The organism is Glaciecola sp. HTCC2999, from assembly GCF_000155775.1.
Taxonomy (GTDB): Bacteria; Pseudomonadota; Gammaproteobacteria; order Enterobacterales; family Alteromonadaceae; genus Opacimonas.
In genome coordinates this window covers 270919-293630 of sequence record NZ_DS989811.1, presented here as the reverse complement: position 1 = coordinate 293630, position 22712 = coordinate 270919, and the positions used below count along the sequence as shown (strand labels likewise).

Here is a 22712-nt window from a genome sequence, read left to right as displayed (position 1 = left end):
GAGCAGATATTATGCTTAACACTATGCCTCGCGCAATTTTAGGAACTATCATCGCTTTAAGTTTAAGTGCATGTGGTCAAACAGAGTTAGAACAGGTTGAAGCGGTTAAACCATCTCAAGAAACTGCTTTAGAGCAAATATGGCCGGTACTTGATATTGAAGTAAAGAAAGATGCTGAAATTGAAGCTTTTGTAGCCAAAATGCTCAGCGAAATGACGTTAGAGCAGAAATTGGGCCAAATGATCCAACCGGAAATCCGAGATATTACCGTTGAAGACATGCGTAAGTATGGGTTTGGTTCATTCCTTAATGGCGGTGGTGCATATCCAAATAACAACAAACAATCCACACCCCAAGATTGGATTGATTTAGCCGAAGCAATGTATCAAGCATCAATTGATGATTCATTAGACGGTTCAAGCATACCTACGATTTGGGGTACTGATGCCGTGCATGGACACAATAACGTGGTCGGTGCAACATTGTTTCCTCATAACATTGGTCTTGGTGCTGCAAACGATCCCGATTTGATTGAGCGCATCGCGCATGCCACTGCAAAAGAAGTTTTGGCGACAGGCATTGATTGGATTTTTGCACCGACCGTCGCGGTCGTGCGTAATGATCGCTGGGGCCGTACCTATGAAGGGTACTCAGAAGATCCTGACATTGTGCGTGCTTATTCAGCTGCAATCGTACATGGCTTACAAGGCCGTGCAGGTGAGAATTTCCTAGCCGAAGATAAAGTTTTAAGCACTGTAAAACATTTCGTCGGTGATGGTGGGACTCAAGATGGTGTTGACCAAGGTAATAATACCAGTAGTGAAGAAGAGTTATTTCGTATTCATGCTCAAGGTTATGTGGGTGGACTAACAGCGGGTTCTCAATCTGTTATGGCATCCTTTAACCGCTGGCAAGGCGATAAGATTCATGGTTCCGAATACTTACTTAACCAAGTACTTAAAGAACGCATGGGTTTTGACGGGTTTGTCGTAGGTGATTGGAATGGACATGGCCAAGTTGCAGGGTGTGCCAATGAAAGTTGCCCACAAGCAATTAATGCGGGTCTTGATATTTTTATGGCGCCTACTCAATCATGGCGCGCTTTATTTGACAACACCTTACAACAAATTAAAGATGGCATAATCCCAATGAGCCGTATTGATGATGCGGTGACTCGTATATTACGTGTCAAAGCCCGTGCTGGGATTTTTGACCGCCCAAGTCCTGCAAAACGTGCATTTTCTGGGAAAATGGAATTGATTGGACATCCTGATCATCGTGCAGTTGCTAGAGAAGCTGTACGTAAATCGTTAGTTTTACTAAAAAACAATAATGTACTGCCACTTAATCCAACTGCCAATATCCTGGTTGCAGGTGATGCTGCTCATAACATCGGTAAACAATCTGGCGGCTGGACCATTACGTGGCAAGGTACAAACAATACTAATGACGATTTCCCTGGTGGTTCATCTATCTATGATGGGATCAAAGCCTCAGTGGATACCGCAGGAGGGAACGTCACATTAAGCGCCGACGGTAGTTTTACTGATAAGCCCGATGTCGCCATTGTGGTGTTTGGTGAAGAACCTTACGCAGAAGGCGTGGGCGATCGTCCATCAGTCGAATATCAACCAGGTAATAAAACAGATTTAGCTATTTTGAAGCGCCTTAAAGCACAAGGCATTCCTGTAGTTTCGATCTTCATCAGTGGACGTGCTATGTGGGTTAACCCAGAACTAAACGCTTCTGATGCCTTTGTTGCAGCTTGGTTACCAGGTTCTGAAGGCAACGGTGTTGCCGATGTCATTATGGCAAAAGCAGATGGCAGTGTGAATTATGACTTCCATGGTAAATTATCATATTCATGGCCAAAAACACCTGACCAAATCGTTAATGTAGGCGACGCAGATTATGATCCACTATTGCCTTATGGATTTGGCTTACGTTACGGTGATGAAAATGTATTAACAGCGATGCTGGATGAATTAGATATTGATACATCTGCTAATGCATCAAATATGATTTATAACCGTGCCGTTGTATCACCATGGAACTTAGCATTGGTGTCAAATGGAACAGCAAACAGTGTCATGTCTAATACTGTCAATTTACCTAATGTGAACTATCGAACTTATGATCGTAATGTACAAGAAGATAGCTTCCAGCTTACATTTACAGGTAATGGACCAAGTGCTGTGTTATTTAATACTGCAAATGCCGTAGACCTAGCGAATGTCGCTACGGACATGGCGCTCTCTATGGAGGTGAATGTTGTTAAACAGCCAGATGGGCCCGTTTACCTTGGTATGAACTGCTTAAGTGATACCAATTGCAAAGCACAAGTCGATATAAACCAAGTATTAAGTACATTACCACTTGATACATGGGGTAATGTCTCTGTTGCAACCAGCTGTTTTACAAAAGCAGGTATTGATTTGACACAAATCACCAATGTGTTTGCGCTAAGTACAGCAAATAGTGCCAATATTATCTTATCTGATATTGGTTTTAAGGCACCTTCAGAACAAACAATGACATGTGAGTAAATTTATATGTTGAGAAAAGGAACACTCTCAACGGCATTAGGCCTAGGTGTGTGTGTGTTTGCGCCGTTAAGTCAAGCTGACTTAACGGCCGCGAACAAGGCATTACCGGTCGATGCAGCAACACTCACACCCATTACACCTAGTGAGCATTGGCAACTGATATGGCAGGATAACTTTTCTGCCAGTTCTTTAGATACTCATAAATGGTCCATCGAATACAATTGTTGGGGCGGCGGTAACAACGAACAACAGTGTTATACTCCATCACAGCAAAACGTTTTTATTAATAACGGATTATTAGTTCTTCAAGCTGTAAAGGGGGACACTACAGGTCCTGCACTCACCGAAAACCACGCGGAATATTCTAAAGAAAATACACGCACACTCCCCTATTCATCCGGGCGAGTACGTTCGAAAGGTAAAGGGGACTGGATCTACGGACGTTTTGAATTTCGCGCTAAACTACCCAAAGGGCAAGGTACATGGCCTGCGATTTGGATGCTACCAACAGATAATGTTTATGGTACATGGGCTGCATCTGGTGAAATAGATATCATGGAAGCTGTCAATCTGGGGACTATGTCAGATGCTAAAAATGCGTCAAATACTACGCCAGAAACACGTATACATGGCACTCTACATTATGGAGCTAAATGGCCAAATAACACCTACACAGGTGCCGGAGTCGTCCTTCCTAATAACATAAATCCGGCTGATGGCTTTCATGAATACGCCATCGAATGGGAACAAGGCGAAATACGTTGGTATGTTGATAATTATCATTTCTTAACTCAACAAAGCAGTCTTTGGTTTACTCGAACACAAAGCGAGTCAGGAGAATGGACCACAGCACCAAATGATGCTCCGTTTAATGAACGCTTTCATATAGTGTTGAATTTAGCGATTGGTGGTCAGTGGCCAGAAAATGCCAATGATAAAGGGATTGATAGCACTCAGTTTCCAAAACAGCTTATCATTGATTATGTGCGTGTTTATCAATGCAATAGGAATCCTACTACGGGAAAAGGTTGTGCTGCAGTCGATCCTCAGGCACGTATATTATCTTCCCAATAAAATTAAATTTATTTTAAAAATAAGTTATTATCTATAACTAAGTGTAATGTTGATAAAATGACACCTCTCTAGACATAGTAGATGTCGGTTTGAACTAAATTGCTTGACTAATTAAAAGTGAGCTATATGCTTGTCGTAAATGACCTCAGCGATTTAATTTTTGAAACAACTTCGCTTTTATCTGGCGCACCTGAATATCATCTAATTCCCCTAATACTCCTTGAATAGCACTTGGAATATGAGATTGACCTTTTGGGTTAAACACATAGTAATCAAACATTTTGGACCACGTCTGACGTTGTGCTTTTGGTAAACCTTTAATACTGGCTAACGCTAATAGCAGTGCATCTTGTGGAGCCAGTGAATAAGCAGGTGCTTGGCGCCACCAATAATTGACCATCAAATTTAACGGTGCTGTGGACTCAATATGATGCCACCACAAGCTTGGAATGAAAATCGCATCTCCCGCGCCCAAAGTCGCAGTAAAGGCATTATTCATTGCTTGTCTAAATTTAGGAAACCTGTCTAAATCAGGCTGATGAAAATCCACTAACGAGCAGGGTTGTCCCGCTGGAGTGAAATCCAATGGTCCTATGTACAAATTATCTAGTTGCTCTGGAGCAAATAGCGTAAATTCCCGCGTTCCATGAACTACACAGGCGACATTATCAGTGACATCATAATGTGCAGAGACTCGACTTTGATTTGATAACCAGAAACTATATAGCGGCTTGTCTTGCAAAGGTACAAGTTCGTTCGATTTGCGAAAACCTGGTAACGCAGCATCGATCGACGTAGATCCTACATAATATCCAGTTCCATCGGCACTCAATATCTGCGCTAACACGTGTGCCAAGGACAATCTTTGTCGCGTAAAGTTAAATCCAGTCAGATCATCATTATAAAAATAACGACCCTGCTGATCTGGAGGGGTTACCATAGTATGGAGAGGCGTAGGTTGAGCGAAGCGTAATAAATAATCGGCCATTGCACGGTCTGAAATACACTGGGATACTGGCCAGTCATTGACTAGCCCGCGCAACACTACAGGTTCATTCCCAGCTAATAGTTCTGCAGTGAGATAAGCTGGTGACGCTGTTGTGATTTCACGTATAGGTTGACCAAAATCCATTTATGACTGACTTAGCGTCGCATTTTTACGTTTAATAAGATCACTCAAATTCCCCATTGATGCGAGTAACATATAGATTGCTTCAACGTAACCTTGACCATTTAGACTCAAGAAATCCAAGTTGTCCAAAGCTAAAAACGCTTCTTCATTAATCGTATATAAACCTTGTAATTCATTCTTGGAGCCATCATTCAGCTCGACTTTGATCTCTACCGACTCAAGCAATGATAAACCGACTAAGGCGTCAATGAACTTAGCATTATCTTGATGACCATTGTGCACACCACCGAGTACCTCGCTCATCTCGACTAAGTACTCACTTTGTCCACCTTGCGATAAAAAGATTGGCTCACCTGCAGTAGTGCTGACACGAGGGCTATCCATATCGATATGCACAACCACGTTATCTTGTGCCACGCCATCAACTACCTGCTCTTGAAACCCAATTAAGAATGGACGTCGACGAATACTCATAGGGACATAACTCGCATGCCAGCCTGATACATCTAAGAATAAATTTTCTTGTGCAGTAAACCCAAACATAGCTATCATTTCAAACTTATCAGTTTGTGAATTTTTACGAAAAAACAACGGATAATCGACCTGTGCTAAACGTAATTCTTGAACAAAAACTTGCGCATATGAATCATTATCGCCAAATTGTGGGTGGAAGCTTCGATTGACCTTGGTGTCTTTATGCGTAATGTTATCTAATAATTGATGATTTGCCATGGGTAATTCTATACTCTTAATAATCTTGTTATTTTACACTAATTAGCCGGTAATCCATACTGGCAAATCGTATTAATCAATTCACGATTGGTTGTGAGACCTTTAACTAATTTTGCGGTAAGTTGCTCGTTGCGCAAAAAGGCTTGTTGCGCTTTTTGTGATTGCGTATCTGCTCGTGTTTGCGTTGCTTTCGTTTTTGTCGCAAAGCCCATCCCGTATAACACGTATTGATAACTGGCTGATGGAAATATCTCATCAGTTTGCGTGAAATCTTGATGCCACGGACTGTGGTATTCCCATAAAGCCATCATTTCTTGTAAATGTTCAGGGATGCTCTCAGGCTGACAATGATCAATCCAATATTGGGTGTCTGTTCGTTTAGTTAAAATATAATGAAGTTTTAAGAAATCGATGATCCGGTCCCAACGATATAAAAACTTTTCATTGAAGCGTTTAGCACCCGACCACATCCATTAATGGTCGGGTTGCTGGTAGCTGTTCTGAAATCATTTGCGCCGATAACTCAACCAGTACCAGTGCTGAAGCCTCTAAAGGTTCTAAAAATCCAGCAGAGAGCCCCACGGCAACTACATTTTTATGCCAAAACTTTTCTCGATGTCCAGGGCGAATTTCAATTTTGCGAATAGATAATTCGTCCGCCTTATCACCAATAGATTCACGAATATAATCCCGTAATTCAATTTCGGCTTCAGCATCAGTCGTATGTGCAGAAGAATAAACATGCCCTATCCCACGTCGTGTCGGCAAACCAATATCCCAGGTCCAACCGTTCTTTTGACCGGTAGAGATGGTATGAGAAGCAATCGGATCATCCGCATTAAGGTACGGTACATGAGTAGCAAGCGCGCTGTCATTGAATAATATGTGCTTCTTATCCAGAAAATCTATGCCGTAATGTTCACCGAGTAGCATCGATTTAAAACCGGTACAATCAATAAACAAATCCGCAGATAACTCACCGCTATTTGCTGTTGTTAGTGCAGCTATATCACCATTGTCAGCACTAATGATCCCAGTAACATGGTCAAGGATGTGATTGACACCGAGCTTAGTAGTACAGTGACGTTGTAACATGCCTGAGAATTTACCCGCATCTAAATGATAAGCGTAGTTGGCAACATGGGCATATTCAGGCGTTGTAATTTGTTTAGGGGCTAAATGTTTTTCACACAAATGACCTTGAAAGGAGACAGCGTCTGCAAATGGCACATTCGGTAAATGTTGATACCAATAGGGTGCAAGATTAATTTCGCCATAACCTTCTGGCAGAACTAGTGGGTGATAATAATAGTCTTCAGGAGTGCCTGTTACCCATTTAGCAAATTTCGCACCTTGCTTAAATGACGCATCACACTCACGAAACAAAGTGCTTTCACTGATCCCCATTTTACGTAAAGTACCGCGCATCGTAGGCCAGGTACCCTCGCCAACACCAACAATAGGGACATCGGGAGATTCGATTAACGTCACTTTTATACCCTCAGGGGTATGTGACAAATGATCGGCCGCAATGACACCGGCGGTAATCCAACCAGCTGTGCCACCGCCTACAATGACGATATGTTTAATTTCTTGTGACATATGATTAAACCTTACTTTCCGTTTGTGTCATGCGACTAACAACTTGCTATTCAGTGATATAAGAACATAACTCGAATGACAGAAAAAGAAAAGCCGCTAAGGATATTAGCGGCTTGATACTAGTTTACACTTATAGTGATTTAAGACGAACACCTAACAAGTAGCGTGGACCGTACTGACGAGCAAATAAAAACTGCTCTTCAAAACGACCGTATGCTTCTTCTGTTTCGTTATTCAAGTTTACGCCTTCAAAAAAGACGGTTACATTATCAGTAACATCATAGTTTACGCTCATATCCCACTGACCGAATTCACGGGCAAACTGAGGAGGCGCATCACCAGAACCACCTGCTTGACCTACACCGAGTAGGTAAGAATCACGCCATGCATAAGTGAGTTTAACTGATAACCCATCTTTCTCATAGAAAGCTTGGAAGTTAGCAGAATCACTCAAACCAACTAACGGTGCTTGTGGATCTAAACTGAATACGTCAAATTCTACGTCACCCTCAACGAAGGTTGCATTAGCGCCTAAACCGAAACCAGTGTCACCAAACAAGTGCTGAGCAGCAACTTCAATACCATCAACCGCTTTAGCATCCGTATTTTGTGGAATGGAAACTAACCACTCGACTAATGGATCGCCGGCTAAACCAGTAATTTCAGTTCCTTCTACACCCGCACCACCATTAGCAATCATTTGGTCATAGATTGCGTTTACATCTGGATCTGAATCACCATTAGCTTGTAACTGAGATACTGCCGTGTTGTAACGATCACTGCCGATTACATCGAACAAGCCATCATACGTTTCAGTGGTCGTATCAAAGCTGATGAAGTTTTTAACATCTTTTTTGAAGTAACCAACTGCAGCATAACTACCTTCTGCATAGTAATACTCTAATGACAAGTCTAAGTTTGTAGACTCAAAAGGTTGTAGATTAGGGTTACCATTACCACCAGTACGTGCACCAGGCTTAGGGTTAGCAGACAAACTCAATACACCAGCTAGATTACCTAGAGGAGCACGAGATATGGTTTTACCCCATGATGCACGAGCGACAATATCATCAGATAAGTCTACTTTGAAGTCGATCATTGGTAACAATAAATCATGCGCACCCGTTTGTACGTTAAAGCTTGCGCCTAACTCGTCGAACTTAGTAATCCATTCGGTTGATGATTGTTGCACTACAGACACAGGTACACGTTGACGTACTGTTGAAGTCACATCAGTTTCTTCGTAACGTAAACCTAAATTTAACTGTACAGCATACTTATCTTGTATTTCAAAATCTAATGAGGTTGAAGCATACAAGCTCAGTGTTTCTTCTTGTACATAGGACTCACCGGTAATACCATTTGCATATGCATCCACTTGGAATACATCACTTGAATAGAAATTTAAGTGACGTGTTAACGCTTCATCATAGCTATAAGTATAGTAATAATCTGTCAGTAAGTTTGCACCACCACCAGAGAATTGATCTAAGAAATCTCCGGTACCGTTTCGTGTAAACATACTATCCGGTAACATGCCCTGTACACCTTCATAACCGACAACACCTTGGTTGCCAGAGAAACCTGAAGTCCCGCCAAGTAACTGATCAGTAAAGGCTATACCAAAATTTATTGAACTGATTGGCAGATCAAAATCAGGTAGATATTCAACATCCAACTGATACTGACTGACTTCAGCCTTGCCAGGGTTATGGAAAAATTGTCCGAACTGTGAATCAAAATCGCTAGGTAAGGCTTCAACTTCATCATTTGGCCAGAATAATTCCATTTGTGGAATCTGTTGCTGTAAGTCATAAGAATACGTTTTCGATACTAAATTATTTGGACCAAGGATGATGAAACCATTATTACCAGTGCCTTTATCATAACCATCATCAAACTCATTCGTGGAATTATGTGCATCAAATTCTAAAGACCAACTATCATTAATTTCCCACTCAAGATTGAAGCCAAATGATTCGGCTTTAACTTGGGTAACACCACGGCGAACTGTATGTGCGTAATCATTTGCTGTTTCATTAAACTCAGAAACTGTACCGTTCTGGTCTAGTTCGTAAGAATCTATATTTCCACCATAGTTAAACCATACACCAAAAGCTGTAGCATCAGAAGATGTAATGGCTTCAGACATTGTATAGTCTAACGTTGTTACAATATTATCTGATGGGGCGAATTGTAAAGTTAACTGACCATTTGTTCTTTCACGTTGAAAATCAGCAACGTTGTAACCTAAGTTACGTGGGAAAAAATGAGGTGCAACCTGTTGCAACTCTTTTTGACCTGTTGTCAGGTTTACATTTGTTTGTGAGAACATACCGATTGGATTGCCATCGACATCAGTTGCACGATTATCAATTGCGCTTAATGGTGAACCAGGAAGACTTACATTAGCTTGCCATCCATCAATCTGCGAGCTTTGCTGTTGGAAACTTCTTTCTTGATGTGAGAAAGAAACGGCAACACCAAACTTATCATCTGCAAAAGTATTACTGTATATAGCAGCAAACTCTGGTGTGACGTCGTCGCCTACTTCATTTGACGTGTCATACATACCTTTCGCCGATACCGAGAACTTCTGGCCAGGGCTATTCAAAGGCTTAGTGGTAACAATATTTACCGTTGCACCTAAACCACCTGAGGGTAAATCAGCACGTGCAGTTTTATAAACTTCTAACGCACTAACACCTTCTGAAGAAAGGTTAGCCAAGTCATAAGAACGGGTAAAACCTGCACCTGGCATTTGACGACCATTTAACGTAATCAAGTTAAAGCTAGGACCAAAACCACGAACTGTGATTTGACTACCTTCACCATTTGCACGACTTACCGATACACCAGTAATGCGCTGCAGAGATTCTGCTAGGTTAGTATCTGGAAATTTACCCATTTCTTCTGCAGAGATCGCATCAACTACTCCTGAAGCGTCACGCTTCAGGGCACTTGAATTAATCAAGCTCGCTTTAATACCGCGAACAGCAATGACTTCTACATCATCGTCCACTTTTGCACCCGCTTCTTCTTGTGCTACAGCTGGCATAGCTATAGCTGCAGAACCCATCAATAATGACATGGTTGCTGCTATTTTTGTTTTTTGAAACATTGAAGTTTTCATCTTTATACTCTCTATGCTATACCGATTAATCTGCAGCTGTTACAACAATATTGGTGATTACAACAGCAGCATCACGTGTATCAACATACATTAATAATGAGCTGTAGTTATTCGCCGCATCTTGTGCTGGAACAGTGATTGTATATGTCGCCTCTGAGCCTGATACCGTGACAGTACCCGCATCAAATGCAGGATCTACATCTGGGTAAGGTGCGTTTTCGAAACGGAAACGTACATCTGCATCTACACCACCTTCTGGAATCGCTGCAGTAAATGTTATTTCACCGCCATTTGCAAAATTAAATGGATATAAATCAGCGTTATCATTAGCGAAACCAGCCCATGCTTGAGCTGACGTAGGGACGGTATATGTATCACCGTCCTTTAATGCGCCAGAATCAGCGAATGGAACCATCACAGCTAGTGCTGATGTTACTGGTTCGGCTACTTCAGAACCTGTTACAACAATATTGGTGATTACAACAGCAGCATCACGTGTATCAACATACATTAATAATGAGCTGTAGTTATTCGCCGCATCTTGTGCTGGAACAGTGATTGTATATGTCGCCTCTGAGCCTGATACCGTGACAGTACCCGCATCAAATGCAGGATCTACATCTGGATACGCTGCTTTTTCGAAACGGAATCGAACATCTGCATCTACACCACCATCTGGAATCGCTGCAGTAAATGTTATCTCACCGCCATTTGCAAAATTAAATGGATATAAATCAGCGTTATCATTAGCGAAACCAGCCCATGCTTGAGCTGACGTAGGGACGGTATATGTATCACCGTCCTTTAATGCGCCAGAATCAGCGAATGGAACCATCACAGCTAGTGCTGATGTTACTGGTTCGGCTACTTCAGAACCTGTTACAACAATATTGGTGATTACAACAGCAGCATCACGTGTATCAACATACATTAATAATGAGCTGTAGTTATTCGCCGCATCTTGTGCTGGAACAGTGATTGTATATGTCGCCTCTGAGCCTGATACCGTGACAGTACCCGCATCAAATGCAGGATCTACATCTGGATACGCTGCTTTTTCGAAACGGAATCGAACATCTGCATCTACACCACCTTCTGGAATCGCTGCAGTAAATGTTATCTCACCGCCATTTGCAAAATTAAATGGATATAAATCAGCGTTATCATTAGCGAAACCGGCCCATGCTTGAGCTGACGTAGGGACAGTATATGTATCACCGTCCTTTAATGCGCCAGAATCAGCAAATGGAACCATCACAGCTAATGCTGAAGGCTCTGGCTCACCTGGAGCAGGGTTTTCAGTAACTAAAATATCAGTAACAGTCACTGGAGTGTCGCGTGTATCAACATACATTAATAATGAACTATATGTTTCATCACTTGGGCGAGCTTCGATGTCAATCGTATATGTAGTTGCTGTTGCGCCTGTTACAGTAACAATACCTGCATCGAACGCTGGGTCAACATCTGGATACGCTGCTTTTTCGAAACGGAAACGCACATCTGCGTCTGCACCACCATCTGGAATCGCTGCAGTAAATGTTATCTTACCGCCATTGACAAAACTAAGTGGATATAAATCAGCGTTATCATTAGCGAAACCTGCCCATGTTTGAGCTGCTGTAGGAACAGTATATGTATCACCATCTTTTACAGCACCAGAGTCTGCAAACGGTTGCATGTCAGCATTAGGTGAAGCTTCACCACCGCCATCAGTGCCACCATCAGTGCCACCATCAGTGCCACCATCTGTGCCACCGTCAGTACCACCATCTGTGCCACCGTCAGTGCCGCCATCAGTAACAGGTGTGCTTGGAGATGTTACATCACCAATTGCATATTGAGTAACAACTACATCTTTAACAATAACAGGTGAGTCTCGGTCATTCAGGTATAACAAGAAAGAACTGTATGTATTAGCAGCATCTTGCGCTGGTAATTCAATTGTATAAGTTGTTTCTGCGTTGCCTGAAACCGTTACCGGATCAGTACCGAATGTTGGATCAACATCTGGATGAGGCATGTTTTCGAACACAAAACGTACGTTAACATCAGAGCCTGCGCCTGGGATAGCACCGGTAAAGGTTAATTTACCACCGTTAGGAAAGCTTAACGGATAAATAGTATCATTTAAGTTAGCAAATCCGCCCCAAACTTCTGCACCTGTTGGATACAAATAAGTACTCGTAGCTGTATCTGCAACTGCACCACCAAAGGCTTCTGTAAATGTAGCTGGGTCAGCAACTACATCAGCAGCGACACCGCCACCACTGACACCAGTAGCTGTAACAACTACATCAGATACGATAACTGGAGCATCTTTAGTATTTAAATACATCAAGAATGAGCTATAGGTATTAGCTGCATCTTGAGCTGCAAATTCAACTGTATATGATTGTGTTGTACCGCCAGAAACAGTGACTGCATCCGTAGCAAATGTTGGGTCAACATCTGGATGTGGCATCTTTTCAAATACAAAACGAACATCCACATCACTACCATCACCTGGAATAGATGCATTGAATGTTACAGATCCACCATTCGGGAACGCCATCGGGTAGATTGTGTCATTTAAGTTTGCAAAACCACCCCATACTTCAGCTCCAGTAGGATACAAATAAGTATTAGTTACTGTATCAGCGACCGCGCCACCAAATGCTTCGGTAAATGCTGCAGGATCATAAACAGTATCAGGCACGCCTGCTCCTGTTGTACCAGTTTGCGTTACAACTACCTCAGTAATAGTGACAGGTGAGTCTTTGGTATTTAAATACAACAAGAATGAACTGTAAGTATTAGCTGCGTCTTGTGCAGGAATAGTTAATGTATAAATTGCTTCAGTTGCACCTGTAACAGTAACCACGTCGGTACCAAATGTTGGATCAACATCTGGATGTGGCATTTTTTCAAATACAAAACGAACATCAACATCAGCTCCGTCACCCGGGATAGAAGCTTTAAATGATACAGAACCACCATTCGGGAAGGACATTGGATAGATATCTTCATTTAAGTTCGCAAATCCACCCCACACTTCTGCTCCAGTTGGATACAAATATGTATTTTCAGATATCGTCGCACCGCCAAACGCTTCAGTAAATTCTGCAGGAGCATAAACTACATCAGGAGTGCCAGTTACTTCGTCTCCATTTAAGATTGCTACATTATCCAGACGGAATACAGAACCTTCTCCTTTGCCCCACTCAGGGAAAACCATGATAACGTCTAATAAAGAAATATCTACGCCTGCATCTGAAATAGCTTGTAATGGTACCTCGTAAGTTGTCCATTGACCTACGACGGGTGCATCACCAAAATCAGTTAATGGTGTAGCCCATTCTCCACCATTTCTATCATCAGCTTCAGTTTTAAACATCCAAACAGCATCAGGATTAGAGGGCGCGGTTGTCACTTTTACATCAAATGTAATATATCCACTTTCAATCATACCTAAAGCATTATGCGGAGCAGGACGCGAAGGTGAAGTTGGATCTGCTGATAAGAATGCTGAACGAGTGATAAAACCAAACACCGCACCTTCATTGCCATTTTGAACAGCAAACTCATAGACATTACCACGGTCAGCATCATCAGCAACTAACTCTGGAATAGGACTGACAGGGCTATCTCTACCTTCCCATGCAACCCAATTGACATTTACAGTATCATCAAAGATAGTAATTGGATTTGGTGCACCTGCATCAAGAGATGGTGCTGGCGCCGTACCTGGTACTAATAAACCACCGTCTTCAACTAGGGTGTCATAACCTTGAGCAACAGTATCACAACCTCTACCAGTTATTGAATCGGCCGTACATTTATAAACACGAACATAATCAACTTCTAGTGTTTGACCATCAGAAAATGCATCGGCGTCGATACCACCTTCATTAACATTTTCAGCCCAATCTCCACCAATAGCTAAGTTGAGGATCATGTAAAAATCTTGGTCAAATGGTGCACTGCTGTAATCAGTCTCTAATTGGCCAGTAGCAACATCGTACAGTTTCGCGTACCAACCTCGATGAGATAAACCGCTACCGTTTGATTTTAATTGAGATTGACGTTGCGTCGCATAAAGAACATCATTCATGTACCAACGGATCTCACCTTCTTGCCACTCGATAGCATAGGTATGAAAATCATCACCAGGGTTCATACCTGGATCATGCGACTGCCCTGATTCCGCACCATCTTTACCATAATGAATAGTACCGTAAATATTAGTTTCTTCGGTACCATCAGCACGTAAAGTACCTAGGTTGACTGCTTCCATAATGTCGATTTCGCCAGACTTCGGCCATCCACCATATACAGAATCAGTAGGCATCATCCAAAATGCCGGCCAAGAACCTTGACCTTTAGGTAATTTAGCTCTCATTTCAATACGGCCGTATTGAATATCGACTTTATTTTGTGTCGTCATGCGAGCAGAGGTATAAGGCTGTTCAGCACCTTCCGCAGCTGGTTTAGCTACAATTTTAAGTGTGCCATCGCTTACAAATGAATTTTCTGCGGTATCGGTGTAACACTGTCTCTCATTATTACCGCCACCTTCACAATTGACTTCATGCGTCCAATTATTTGCATTAATAGCTGTTCCATCAAATTCATCACTCCATACCAGACGCCAATCATCTACTGGCACGGTTGGATTGACTGCATTAAGGTCAGTCTTCGTTTCCGTTCCACCGCCACAAGCGGCTAACGTGAGTACAGATAGCACTGCACCAAATCTTGTTATATTTGTCATTCTGTTTTTCATGTGTGTTCAACCCTAGTAAGAAAAACGCGCTTAGTTTGATGTAAGCGCTTACATCTATCTCCCAAAAAATGGAAACATAAATGTAAGCGCTTCCACAGCCAGTATAAGTTGTTAACAAAAAATATCAATACTTTGTTAAAAAAAAGTAACTGAAATTCTAATATACACTTAATTTTTATATGAAACAAAAACGAGAAACAACGTGTTATCTGGAGGTGTAAAGGATTTCATACTGATGATGACTCACTTTATTAACGCATCAATTTCAGTAATATATATGTGAATTCAATGTAAGTTAACATTAAAAAAAAGGTCACTGATTACTCAAGTGACCTTTTAATTAACAATTCTTATGAATGCTCACATCCATGAAGACGAATATCTAAATATTATACATCGTAAGTGGTCGATGCAGTGTCACCACCACGCCCTGTCCAATTGGTATGGTGAAATTCACCTCGCGGCCCGTCCAGACGCTCATAAGTATGAGCACCAAAGTAATCTCGTTGCGCTTGTAATAAATTAGCAGGTAAACGAGCAGTTCTTAAGCTATCGAAATACGTTAATGCAGCACTTAAGCAAGGTACTGGGATCCCAGCAACGGTTGCATTACCGATCACCTGGCGAATACCCGACTGAGATTTAATGACTGTCTCACTGAAATAAGGATCTAATAACAAATTAGATAACTCTGGATTGTTGTCATATGCAGTCTTGATATTGTCTAAAAACGCTGAACGAATGATACAACCACCACGCCACATTAATGCAATACCGCCGTAGTTAAGATCCCAGCCGAACTCTTTCGCCGCTTCAGTCATCAAATCATAACCTTGTGCATAAGAAATCATTTTTGCCATTAACAGCGCTTGTCGAATACTTTCTATAAATGTAGTTTTATCACCGACAAATTTGGGGACTTTGGGCCCTGTTAGAATACTTGAAGCATGAACTCGAGCTTCTTTTTGTGCCGAAATACAGCGAGCAAATACAGACTCAGTAATTAACGTCAGTGGCACACCTAATTCAAGTGCAGTTACGCCAGTCCATTTTCCAGTCCCTTTTTGCCCTGCAGTATCGAGGATTTTTTCAATTAAAGGCGCGCCGTCTTCATCTTTATAACGGAAAATGTCAATCGATATATCGACAAGGTAGCTATCTAGTTCAGTTTTGCTCCATGCCTCAAATACATCACCGATCTCATCCGCATTCAGACCAACTAAATCGTGCAGTATGTGATATGCCTCACAAATAAGTTGCATATCGCCATATTCAATACCGTTATGTACCATTTTTACAAAATGGCCCGCACCGTCATCCCCAACCCAATCACAACATGGAACCGTTAAATCACCATTCTCATCAGCCACTTTGGCAGAGATTGATTGGAAAATATCTTTCACATGAGGCCATGCAGCAGCGGCACCGCCAGGCATAATAGAGGGCCCTTTTAACGCCCCTTCTTCACCACCAGATACACCAGTGCCAATATAATGCAGACCTTTCTCAGCTAAATAGGCTGTGCGTCGATTTGAATCAGGGTAATGAGTGTTACCTCCATCGATAATGATATCTCCGGCATCTAAATATGGAATCAGTTGCTCAATGAAGTCATCGACTGGTTGTCCCGCTTTTACCATTAACATGACTTTTCGGGGAGAAGACAAAGAAGCGACTAGTTCAGGAATATCTTTTGCTCCACGGATTGTTTCACCCTGCGCACGACCATTGAGAAACTTCTCAACCTTGTCGTAACTCCGGTTATATGCCGTGACTGTAAAGCCTTTAGAAGCCATATTAAGGATGAGATTTTCACCCATAACGGCTAAACCAACTAAACCAATATCTGATAATTCTTTCATGAGTTGCCCTAAATCCAAATAGTGTATATATGATACTTTTTTTACTCGTATAATGCTATTGTCTAAGGAGATTGCGCAATAAAAGAACACTTCATGTCGAGCGTAATTACATACTCTTTTAATCATCCCCATATCACAACGCGTATCTTCATTATGTGATGAAGATTATCCGGTCATTACAATTAAAAAATTTTTATGGTTTTTTATTACATCACCAAACCATTCTAATATTTATTTAGGTTGATAATAGCCATTCATATATCTTTATTTCGACAAAATAAGGCACTATGATTAACTTCATCAACCTCATTGTTACGAAGAAATTATGGAGTTCAACATGAAACATATATTACTCATCAACACATCATTAAACCAAGATAATGGTAATTCTTCGGAATTAGCCAATCAACTAGTGCAGCATTTAAGCCTAAAATATCAAGCAACTGTTGATAAACAAGACTTATCAACCCATGAGCTACCCCATTTAACCAGCGCCGAAATGGGTGCGTGGATGACTGAACCGAATGAGCGTACTGAGGTTCAACAGGCTTTGGCTGAAATATCGGATACCTATATAGCACAAGTAAAACGCGCAGACACGATCGTCATTGGTATGCCAATGTATAATTTTGGCGTACCATCAACCTTTAAAGCTTGGGTCGATCGTATTGCTCGAGCTGGTGTGACGTTCGAGTACACTGCAGAAGGCCCTAAAGGTCTTTTACAACATAAAAAAGTCATTGTTGTTGCGGCTCGTGGTGGCGTTTACCAAGGAACACCAATGGATACACAAACCAATTATTTGAAAGATTTCTTTGGCTTTTTAGGGATAACTGAAGTTGAGTTCATTTATGCAGAAGGGCTAGCAATGCCAAGCAAGGAAGAAAGCTTAACGGCAGCAAAAAGTGCTATTCAACAATATTAAATAGGTACGAGATCTTTTAACAACTCAAAAAAAAACCCCGCTAAACGCGGGGTTAAACTTAACATAGGAACACACTATAAAACACATACACTTTAATAGAGCGATGTTCTGAGGATTAGTTCAAATTATTTTTGTCATTTACAAATTAATCTAATTTTGACCTTCACCCTTAGTTTTATGCACTGGGTTAAATTAATTGGTTCATAATGCCAAAACGTTATATTTCTTCCGCCCTTATTCATATCACATCAAATTACTTATCACATCCAATTACATATTTACTTTAAATCTTTGTCATACTTGCGAATCTCAAAAAGTCTCCTACACTCAATTAATAGCCCTTTTTTGTATTTGCTGATTATGTTTGTACCATCAAAAGTAACACCGATACCCATCACTCTGTTGAGTGTAGTTGCATTCATTGCGCTAACCGTCATTACTGGGTGGTATTTGCAGGAATCGTTGCTAATTCAAATATCTTCGTCATTTGTACCTATGCAATTCAATACGGCAATATGTTTTTTATTAGCTGCATTAACAACAATATCTCTCATTTTACAAAAGAAAACACTCTCAATCTCCTTAGCAATAATATTAATCGTTTTAGCAGGGCTAACCGGCTTTCAGTACATCATTGGACAAAACTTAGGAATTGATCAGCTGTTTATGGAAGCCTATTTATTAGTGCACTCACCTAATCCAGGTCGTATGGGATTGAGTACGAGTATTTGTTTTGTGTTAATAGGAATCAGTGTAATAGCAGAGAATCGCACTATTAACTTGGGTATCATAAAGCATCTAGTGATGATAGTTATCGCTATCGCATTACTCTCTTTTATTGGCTATCTAGGTAATATTAATACCGCATATGTATGGGGCAATATGTCGGGAATGGCGGTACATACTGCATTTAATTTTATTATATTGGGTCTTGTCATTTTCTTAGTCCAAGTTCAACATAATAAAAATATCGAACATAATAAACCATGGCATATCGCTCCCATCGTAACATCTAGCTTGATTTTATTTCTTGGATTTTGGCAAAGCTTGGAATCATTCCAAATACAGCTAATGAGTAAACAAATACAAAAATCAACGGAAGCAGTCACAAAATCGATAGAACTGGGTTTTAATATTCAAAATGCTGAAATCGAGCAATTTGCCATCTTATTTAAAGAAAACATTCATAATCCTAAAACTGTATTAACCGATAATATGGCCAACTATTTTAATAGCCACAATGCCGTTTTATCCATAAACTGGTTAGATGAAGATAATCAATTACAGTGGAGTATAACTCGTGACGAAAGCAACATAGCAACCAATACACAAAGCACTATCCAGAGTCTGGTAACTCCGTCTATAAAAGAAATTAAATCTGAACAAGAGCCCTTCATCGTCTGGGGTAATATGATGAATAATAGTGTCGCTACTTATCAAGTATTATATCCATTATTTGAGCTAGACAAGTATTATGGCGCATTCCAAGTTACTTTCTTAACAAACACTTTGATCCCAGCGTATTTAACGGAAAGCGATATATTTGCAACACATTTAATTAGCTTAGATACCGATGAAGGTAATGTATTTCGCAGTTTTGCTTTAGATACTTTACTTGAAGCAAAAAAACATGCCGCCTTCAATACAATATCGCATGAACAATCTTTCTCAATGCTTGGACAACAACTCACTCTCAAACTCCAGCCATCTGTGGAGTTTATGGAAGATAACTTAAGCCCTATTCCCAAATTCATTCTAGTTATCGGTGTGTTGATGAGCTTTTTAATTGCTTATGCATTAATGATGAGAGTGAAAGAACGACAAGCGTACCAGCTATCAGAGGCAAACCAGCAAAAAATTATAAGCATACAAAAACAAGCAATTATAAAGCACGAGAAACTCGAAAAAACGTTAACTCGCAGTAACGAAGAATTAGACAAATTCGCTTACATTGCTTCTCATGACTTAAAATCTCCTTTACGTGGTATTGCACAGGTAGTGTCATGGGTAGAAGACGACTTAAAAGATACGATTAGTGATGAAACAAGTGGCCATCTAAAATTAATCAAAAATCGAATTGAGCGACTCGAAAGATTGTTAAATGATCTATTGGATTATTCAAGAGTGGGTCGCTTACATGGGGACTTTAAAAATATTGCCCCCGAAGAATTTATTCTCGAAATTTTTCAGTTAAGTAATCCACCAGCAGAATTTAAATGTGTCATTAATACTGACATTCAAACCATTGAGACATTGCATGTACCCCTAGCATTAATCATACGCAATCTCGTATCTAACGCGATAAAGCATCACGATAGAAAGGATGGCATGCTTAACATTACTGTAAAGGACCAATCTGAATTTATAGAGTTCATAATAAAAGATGATGGGCCGGGAATCGATCCAAAATATCATGAAAAAGTATTTGAAGTTTTCCAAACCTTAAATGCACGAGATAAAGTTGAGGGAAGTGGTATTGGTTTATCGATAATCAGAAAACTTGTCAATAACTATCAAGCGACGCTTAATTTAGACAGTGATGGCCTCAATGGCAGTACCTTTATTTTACATTGGCCTAAAGTACAAAGATTACACGAGGTGAAAAATGCAAGCGAATGATGAAGTTGTAATATTACTAGTCGAAGATGATGATATTGATGCAACATCAATTGAACGTGCCCTAAGTAAGCACAAACTGTTAAATAAAATTATAAGAGCAGAAAATGGTATTGAAGGACTAGAAATATTAAGAAAATATGGGAAAACGAAACAGTTCTTAATCTTATTAGATATTAATATGCCAAAAATGAATGGTATCGAAATGTTAAATGAACTACGTAATGACCCTTTGTTGCATCAAAGTGTCGTTTTTATCCTAACAACATCCAACGATGAAAAAGACAGATTTGATGCATATGAAAAACATGTAGCAGGCTATATATTAAAAAGTGACATGGATGGCTTCTTCCCCAAATTAGTAGAATTAATTGATGCTTATTGGTGTATTGTATCTTTGCCAAAACCGGCCCTTGAATCTACCCCTTCAAAAAAAGGGATAACGTGATTATGCAATCTTCTATTCATGAGCATTTGTTAAGTTTAAGGATATTAAATATTGATGATGATGACATTGATAGGATGAATCTGACGCGTCAACTTAAAGCGGCAAATAGTAATATTGAAGTCGTTGCAACAGCCAATGTTGAAGATGCATTACAGTATTTAGAGAATGAAAGATTTGACATGATATTTGTCGATTATTTTATGCCAAAAGTCACAGGGTTTGAGTTTATAAACTATCTAAATACATCTACTGAAATAAATATACCTATTGTTGTTCTCAGTAATATGGAAGATATGACTATATCTCTTGAATGTCTTATTGCCGGTGCACAAGACTTTATCTTAAAATCAGAGATCAATAGTAGTCGATTAATCCGTGTCATTTTACAATCTCGTAAGCGCAACGAAATTAAACAAGCCTTGGTCGAAAGTAATCAGCAGCTAAAAGAGTTAGCAGAAATAGATCAATTAACGGGTTTAGAAAATCGTTACATGTTTGACCGAAACCTGAAAAAAATGTTTCAGCAACATAGCGTTGTAAGTGGTGGGTTTGCGTTACTATTACTCGACCTTGATCATTTTAAAACTATCAATGATACCTTAGGCCATTCTGTTGGTGATGAGTTGTTGACTGCGGCAGCTCTGCGCATAAAGAATAATATTAGACAAGAATGTAAAGTATACCGTCTAGGAGGGGATGAATTTGGTATTATATCGACCCTTAAGAATAAACATGAGATAGAACAGCTTGTCCCTCGTCTTATGAATACCCTCAACACCCCATATGCATTGACTGACATGAATATTGAATGCACTTCAAGTATCGGTATAGCGATTTATCCAGACGACGCTTCATCGGCAGAATCATTATACAAACACGCAGATATGGCGTTATACATTGCAAAAGATGAGGGACGAGATCGGTGTCAATTTTATAACGAAGATATCCAACACCGGTTCTTACGAAAAATTTATATTGAAGACGCAGTAAAGAAATCCTTAAAAAATAAATACTTTAGTGTTTTTTACCAACCCGTAATATCACAACTACAATCTAAGCTAGTAGGTGCCGAAGCCTTATTACGCTGGGGACCAGAGCAACACTTTCAAATCAGTATTCCCGAAACAATTAAGGTTGCAGAAGATACAGGGCTTATAATTCAAATTGGGTATCAAGTGTTTGAATTGGTTTGCCGACAATTATCCTTATGGCGATCGACCAACACTGTTGATGATGATTTTGCTATTTCAGTTAATCTCTCTCCAGCACAACTTAAATGTGTAGATATTTTAGAGAGATTTAATAGGATAGCGACCAAGTATGATGTTTTACCCAAACATATAAAGTTAGAGATCACAGAATCTCTCCAGCTAGATGATGAAAAGACCAACTCTATACTGACAGATCTGTCTAATGCTGGATATAAAATTGTACTGGATGATTTCGGGACCGGCTACGCATCAATTGCACAGCTATGTAACCCCATCTTTTCAACCATCAAAATTGATAAATCTATTATTGATACCATCGCTACAGATGACGAAAAATTATTTTATGCTGTAAGTAAGATGTTAAACACGCTTAATTTACCTATTATAGCGGAAGGGATAGAAACACAGAGCCAATTAGACGCATGTTTTGGTGTCAATATTGACATGATCCAAGGCTACTTTTACTCGAAGCCAACTACTGCTGAAGTATTTGAGCAACGATGGCTGACCCATTAGTAATGTTTAATAATCAAAGACAATTCTGAGAATTGAGAGGTTACTAACACCTTGTATTTTAAGGATAATTTGTAAATTTACAATAAAGCATCATACTCAGATACATCTTAACTTATTGATTTATTTAGAATTGAAATAAACAACATATTA

General features: G+C 40.1%; 11 protein-coding genes and 1 pseudogene. 6 read left to right on the top strand and 6 right to left on the bottom strand.

Annotated elements, in window-relative coordinates; genetic code table 11:
* Positions 1-11 precede the first annotated feature (11 nt).
* Together G2999_RS05240 and G2999_RS05235 are read left to right on the top strand one after the other, a co-directional pair.
* Entirely contained in the window at positions 12-2546 is a 2535-nt protein-coding gene (locus G2999_RS05240) for an exo 1,3/1,4-beta-D-glucan glucohydrolase (protein ID WP_010179441.1), read from the top strand.
* 6 nt (positions 2547-2552) lie between these two features.
* Complete coding sequence (locus G2999_RS05235) at positions 2553-3620, top strand: family 16 glycosylhydrolase (protein ID WP_010179439.1); 1068 nt, start codon at positions 2553-2555, stop codon at positions 3618-3620.
* A gap of 145 nt (positions 3621-3765) precedes the next feature.
* Here G2999_RS05235 and G2999_RS05230 read toward each other — a convergent pair whose 3' ends face one another.
* The 6 genes and pseudogenes from G2999_RS05230 to gnd form a co-directional block, all read right to left on the bottom strand.
* Positions 3766-4752 carry a cupin-like domain-containing protein gene (locus tag G2999_RS05230; protein ID WP_010179437.1) on the bottom strand — a complete coding sequence of 329 codons (987 nt, stop codon included), beginning with the start codon at positions 4750-4752 and terminating at the stop codon, positions 3766-3768.
* Positions 4753-5484 carry a SapC family protein gene (locus G2999_RS05225; protein WP_010179435.1) on the bottom strand — a complete coding sequence of 244 codons (732 nt, stop codon included), beginning with the start codon at positions 5482-5484 and terminating at the stop codon, positions 4753-4755. It lies immediately after the preceding gene.
* Positions 5485-5522: 38 nt separating this feature from the next.
* A pseudogene (locus G2999_RS11920) lies at positions 5523-7086 on the bottom strand (tryptophan halogenase family protein).
* 130 nt (positions 7087-7216) lie between these two features.
* The gene (locus G2999_RS05215) at positions 7217-10219 is read right to left on the bottom strand and encodes a TonB-dependent receptor (RefSeq protein WP_010179434.1); all 3003 of its coding nucleotides are present in this window, start codon (positions 10217-10219) and stop codon (positions 7217-7219) included.
* 25 nt (positions 10220-10244) lie between these two features.
* Complete coding sequence (locus G2999_RS12620; protein WP_010179431.1) at positions 10245-14972, bottom strand: glycoside hydrolase family 16 protein; 4728 nt, start codon at positions 14970-14972, stop codon at positions 10245-10247.
* 401 nt (positions 14973-15373) lie between these two features.
* Positions 15374-16846, bottom strand: a complete 1473-nt coding sequence (gene gnd, locus G2999_RS05205; protein WP_010179429.1) for a decarboxylating NADP(+)-dependent phosphogluconate dehydrogenase — start codon at positions 16844-16846, stop codon at positions 15374-15376.
* A 337-nt stretch (positions 16847-17183) separates the two neighbouring features.
* Here gnd and G2999_RS05200 point away from each other — a divergent pair, with 337 nt between their 5' ends.
* The 4 genes from G2999_RS05200 (at position 17184) to G2999_RS05185 (ending at position 22562) form a co-directional block, all read left to right on the top strand.
* Complete coding sequence (locus G2999_RS05200) at positions 17184-17771, top strand: FMN-dependent NADH-azoreductase (RefSeq protein WP_010179428.1); 588 nt, start codon at positions 17184-17186, stop codon at positions 17769-17771.
* A gap of 360 nt (positions 17772-18131) precedes the next feature.
* Entirely contained in the window at positions 18132-20390 is a 2259-nt protein-coding gene (locus G2999_RS12615) for an ATP-binding protein (protein WP_010179426.1), read from the top strand.
* On the top strand, positions 20377-20835 hold the full coding sequence (locus G2999_RS05190) for a response regulator (RefSeq protein ID WP_010179424.1): 459 nt from the start codon (positions 20377-20379) through the stop codon (positions 20833-20835). Before G2999_RS12615 ends, G2999_RS05190 begins: the two co-directional genes overlap by 14 nt.
* A gap of 2 nt (positions 20836-20837) precedes the next feature.
* Positions 20838-22562, top strand: a complete 1725-nt coding sequence (locus tag G2999_RS05185) for a GGDEF domain-containing response regulator (RefSeq protein ID WP_010179422.1) — start codon at positions 20838-20840, stop codon at positions 22560-22562.
* Positions 22563-22712: the final 150 nt, after the last annotated feature.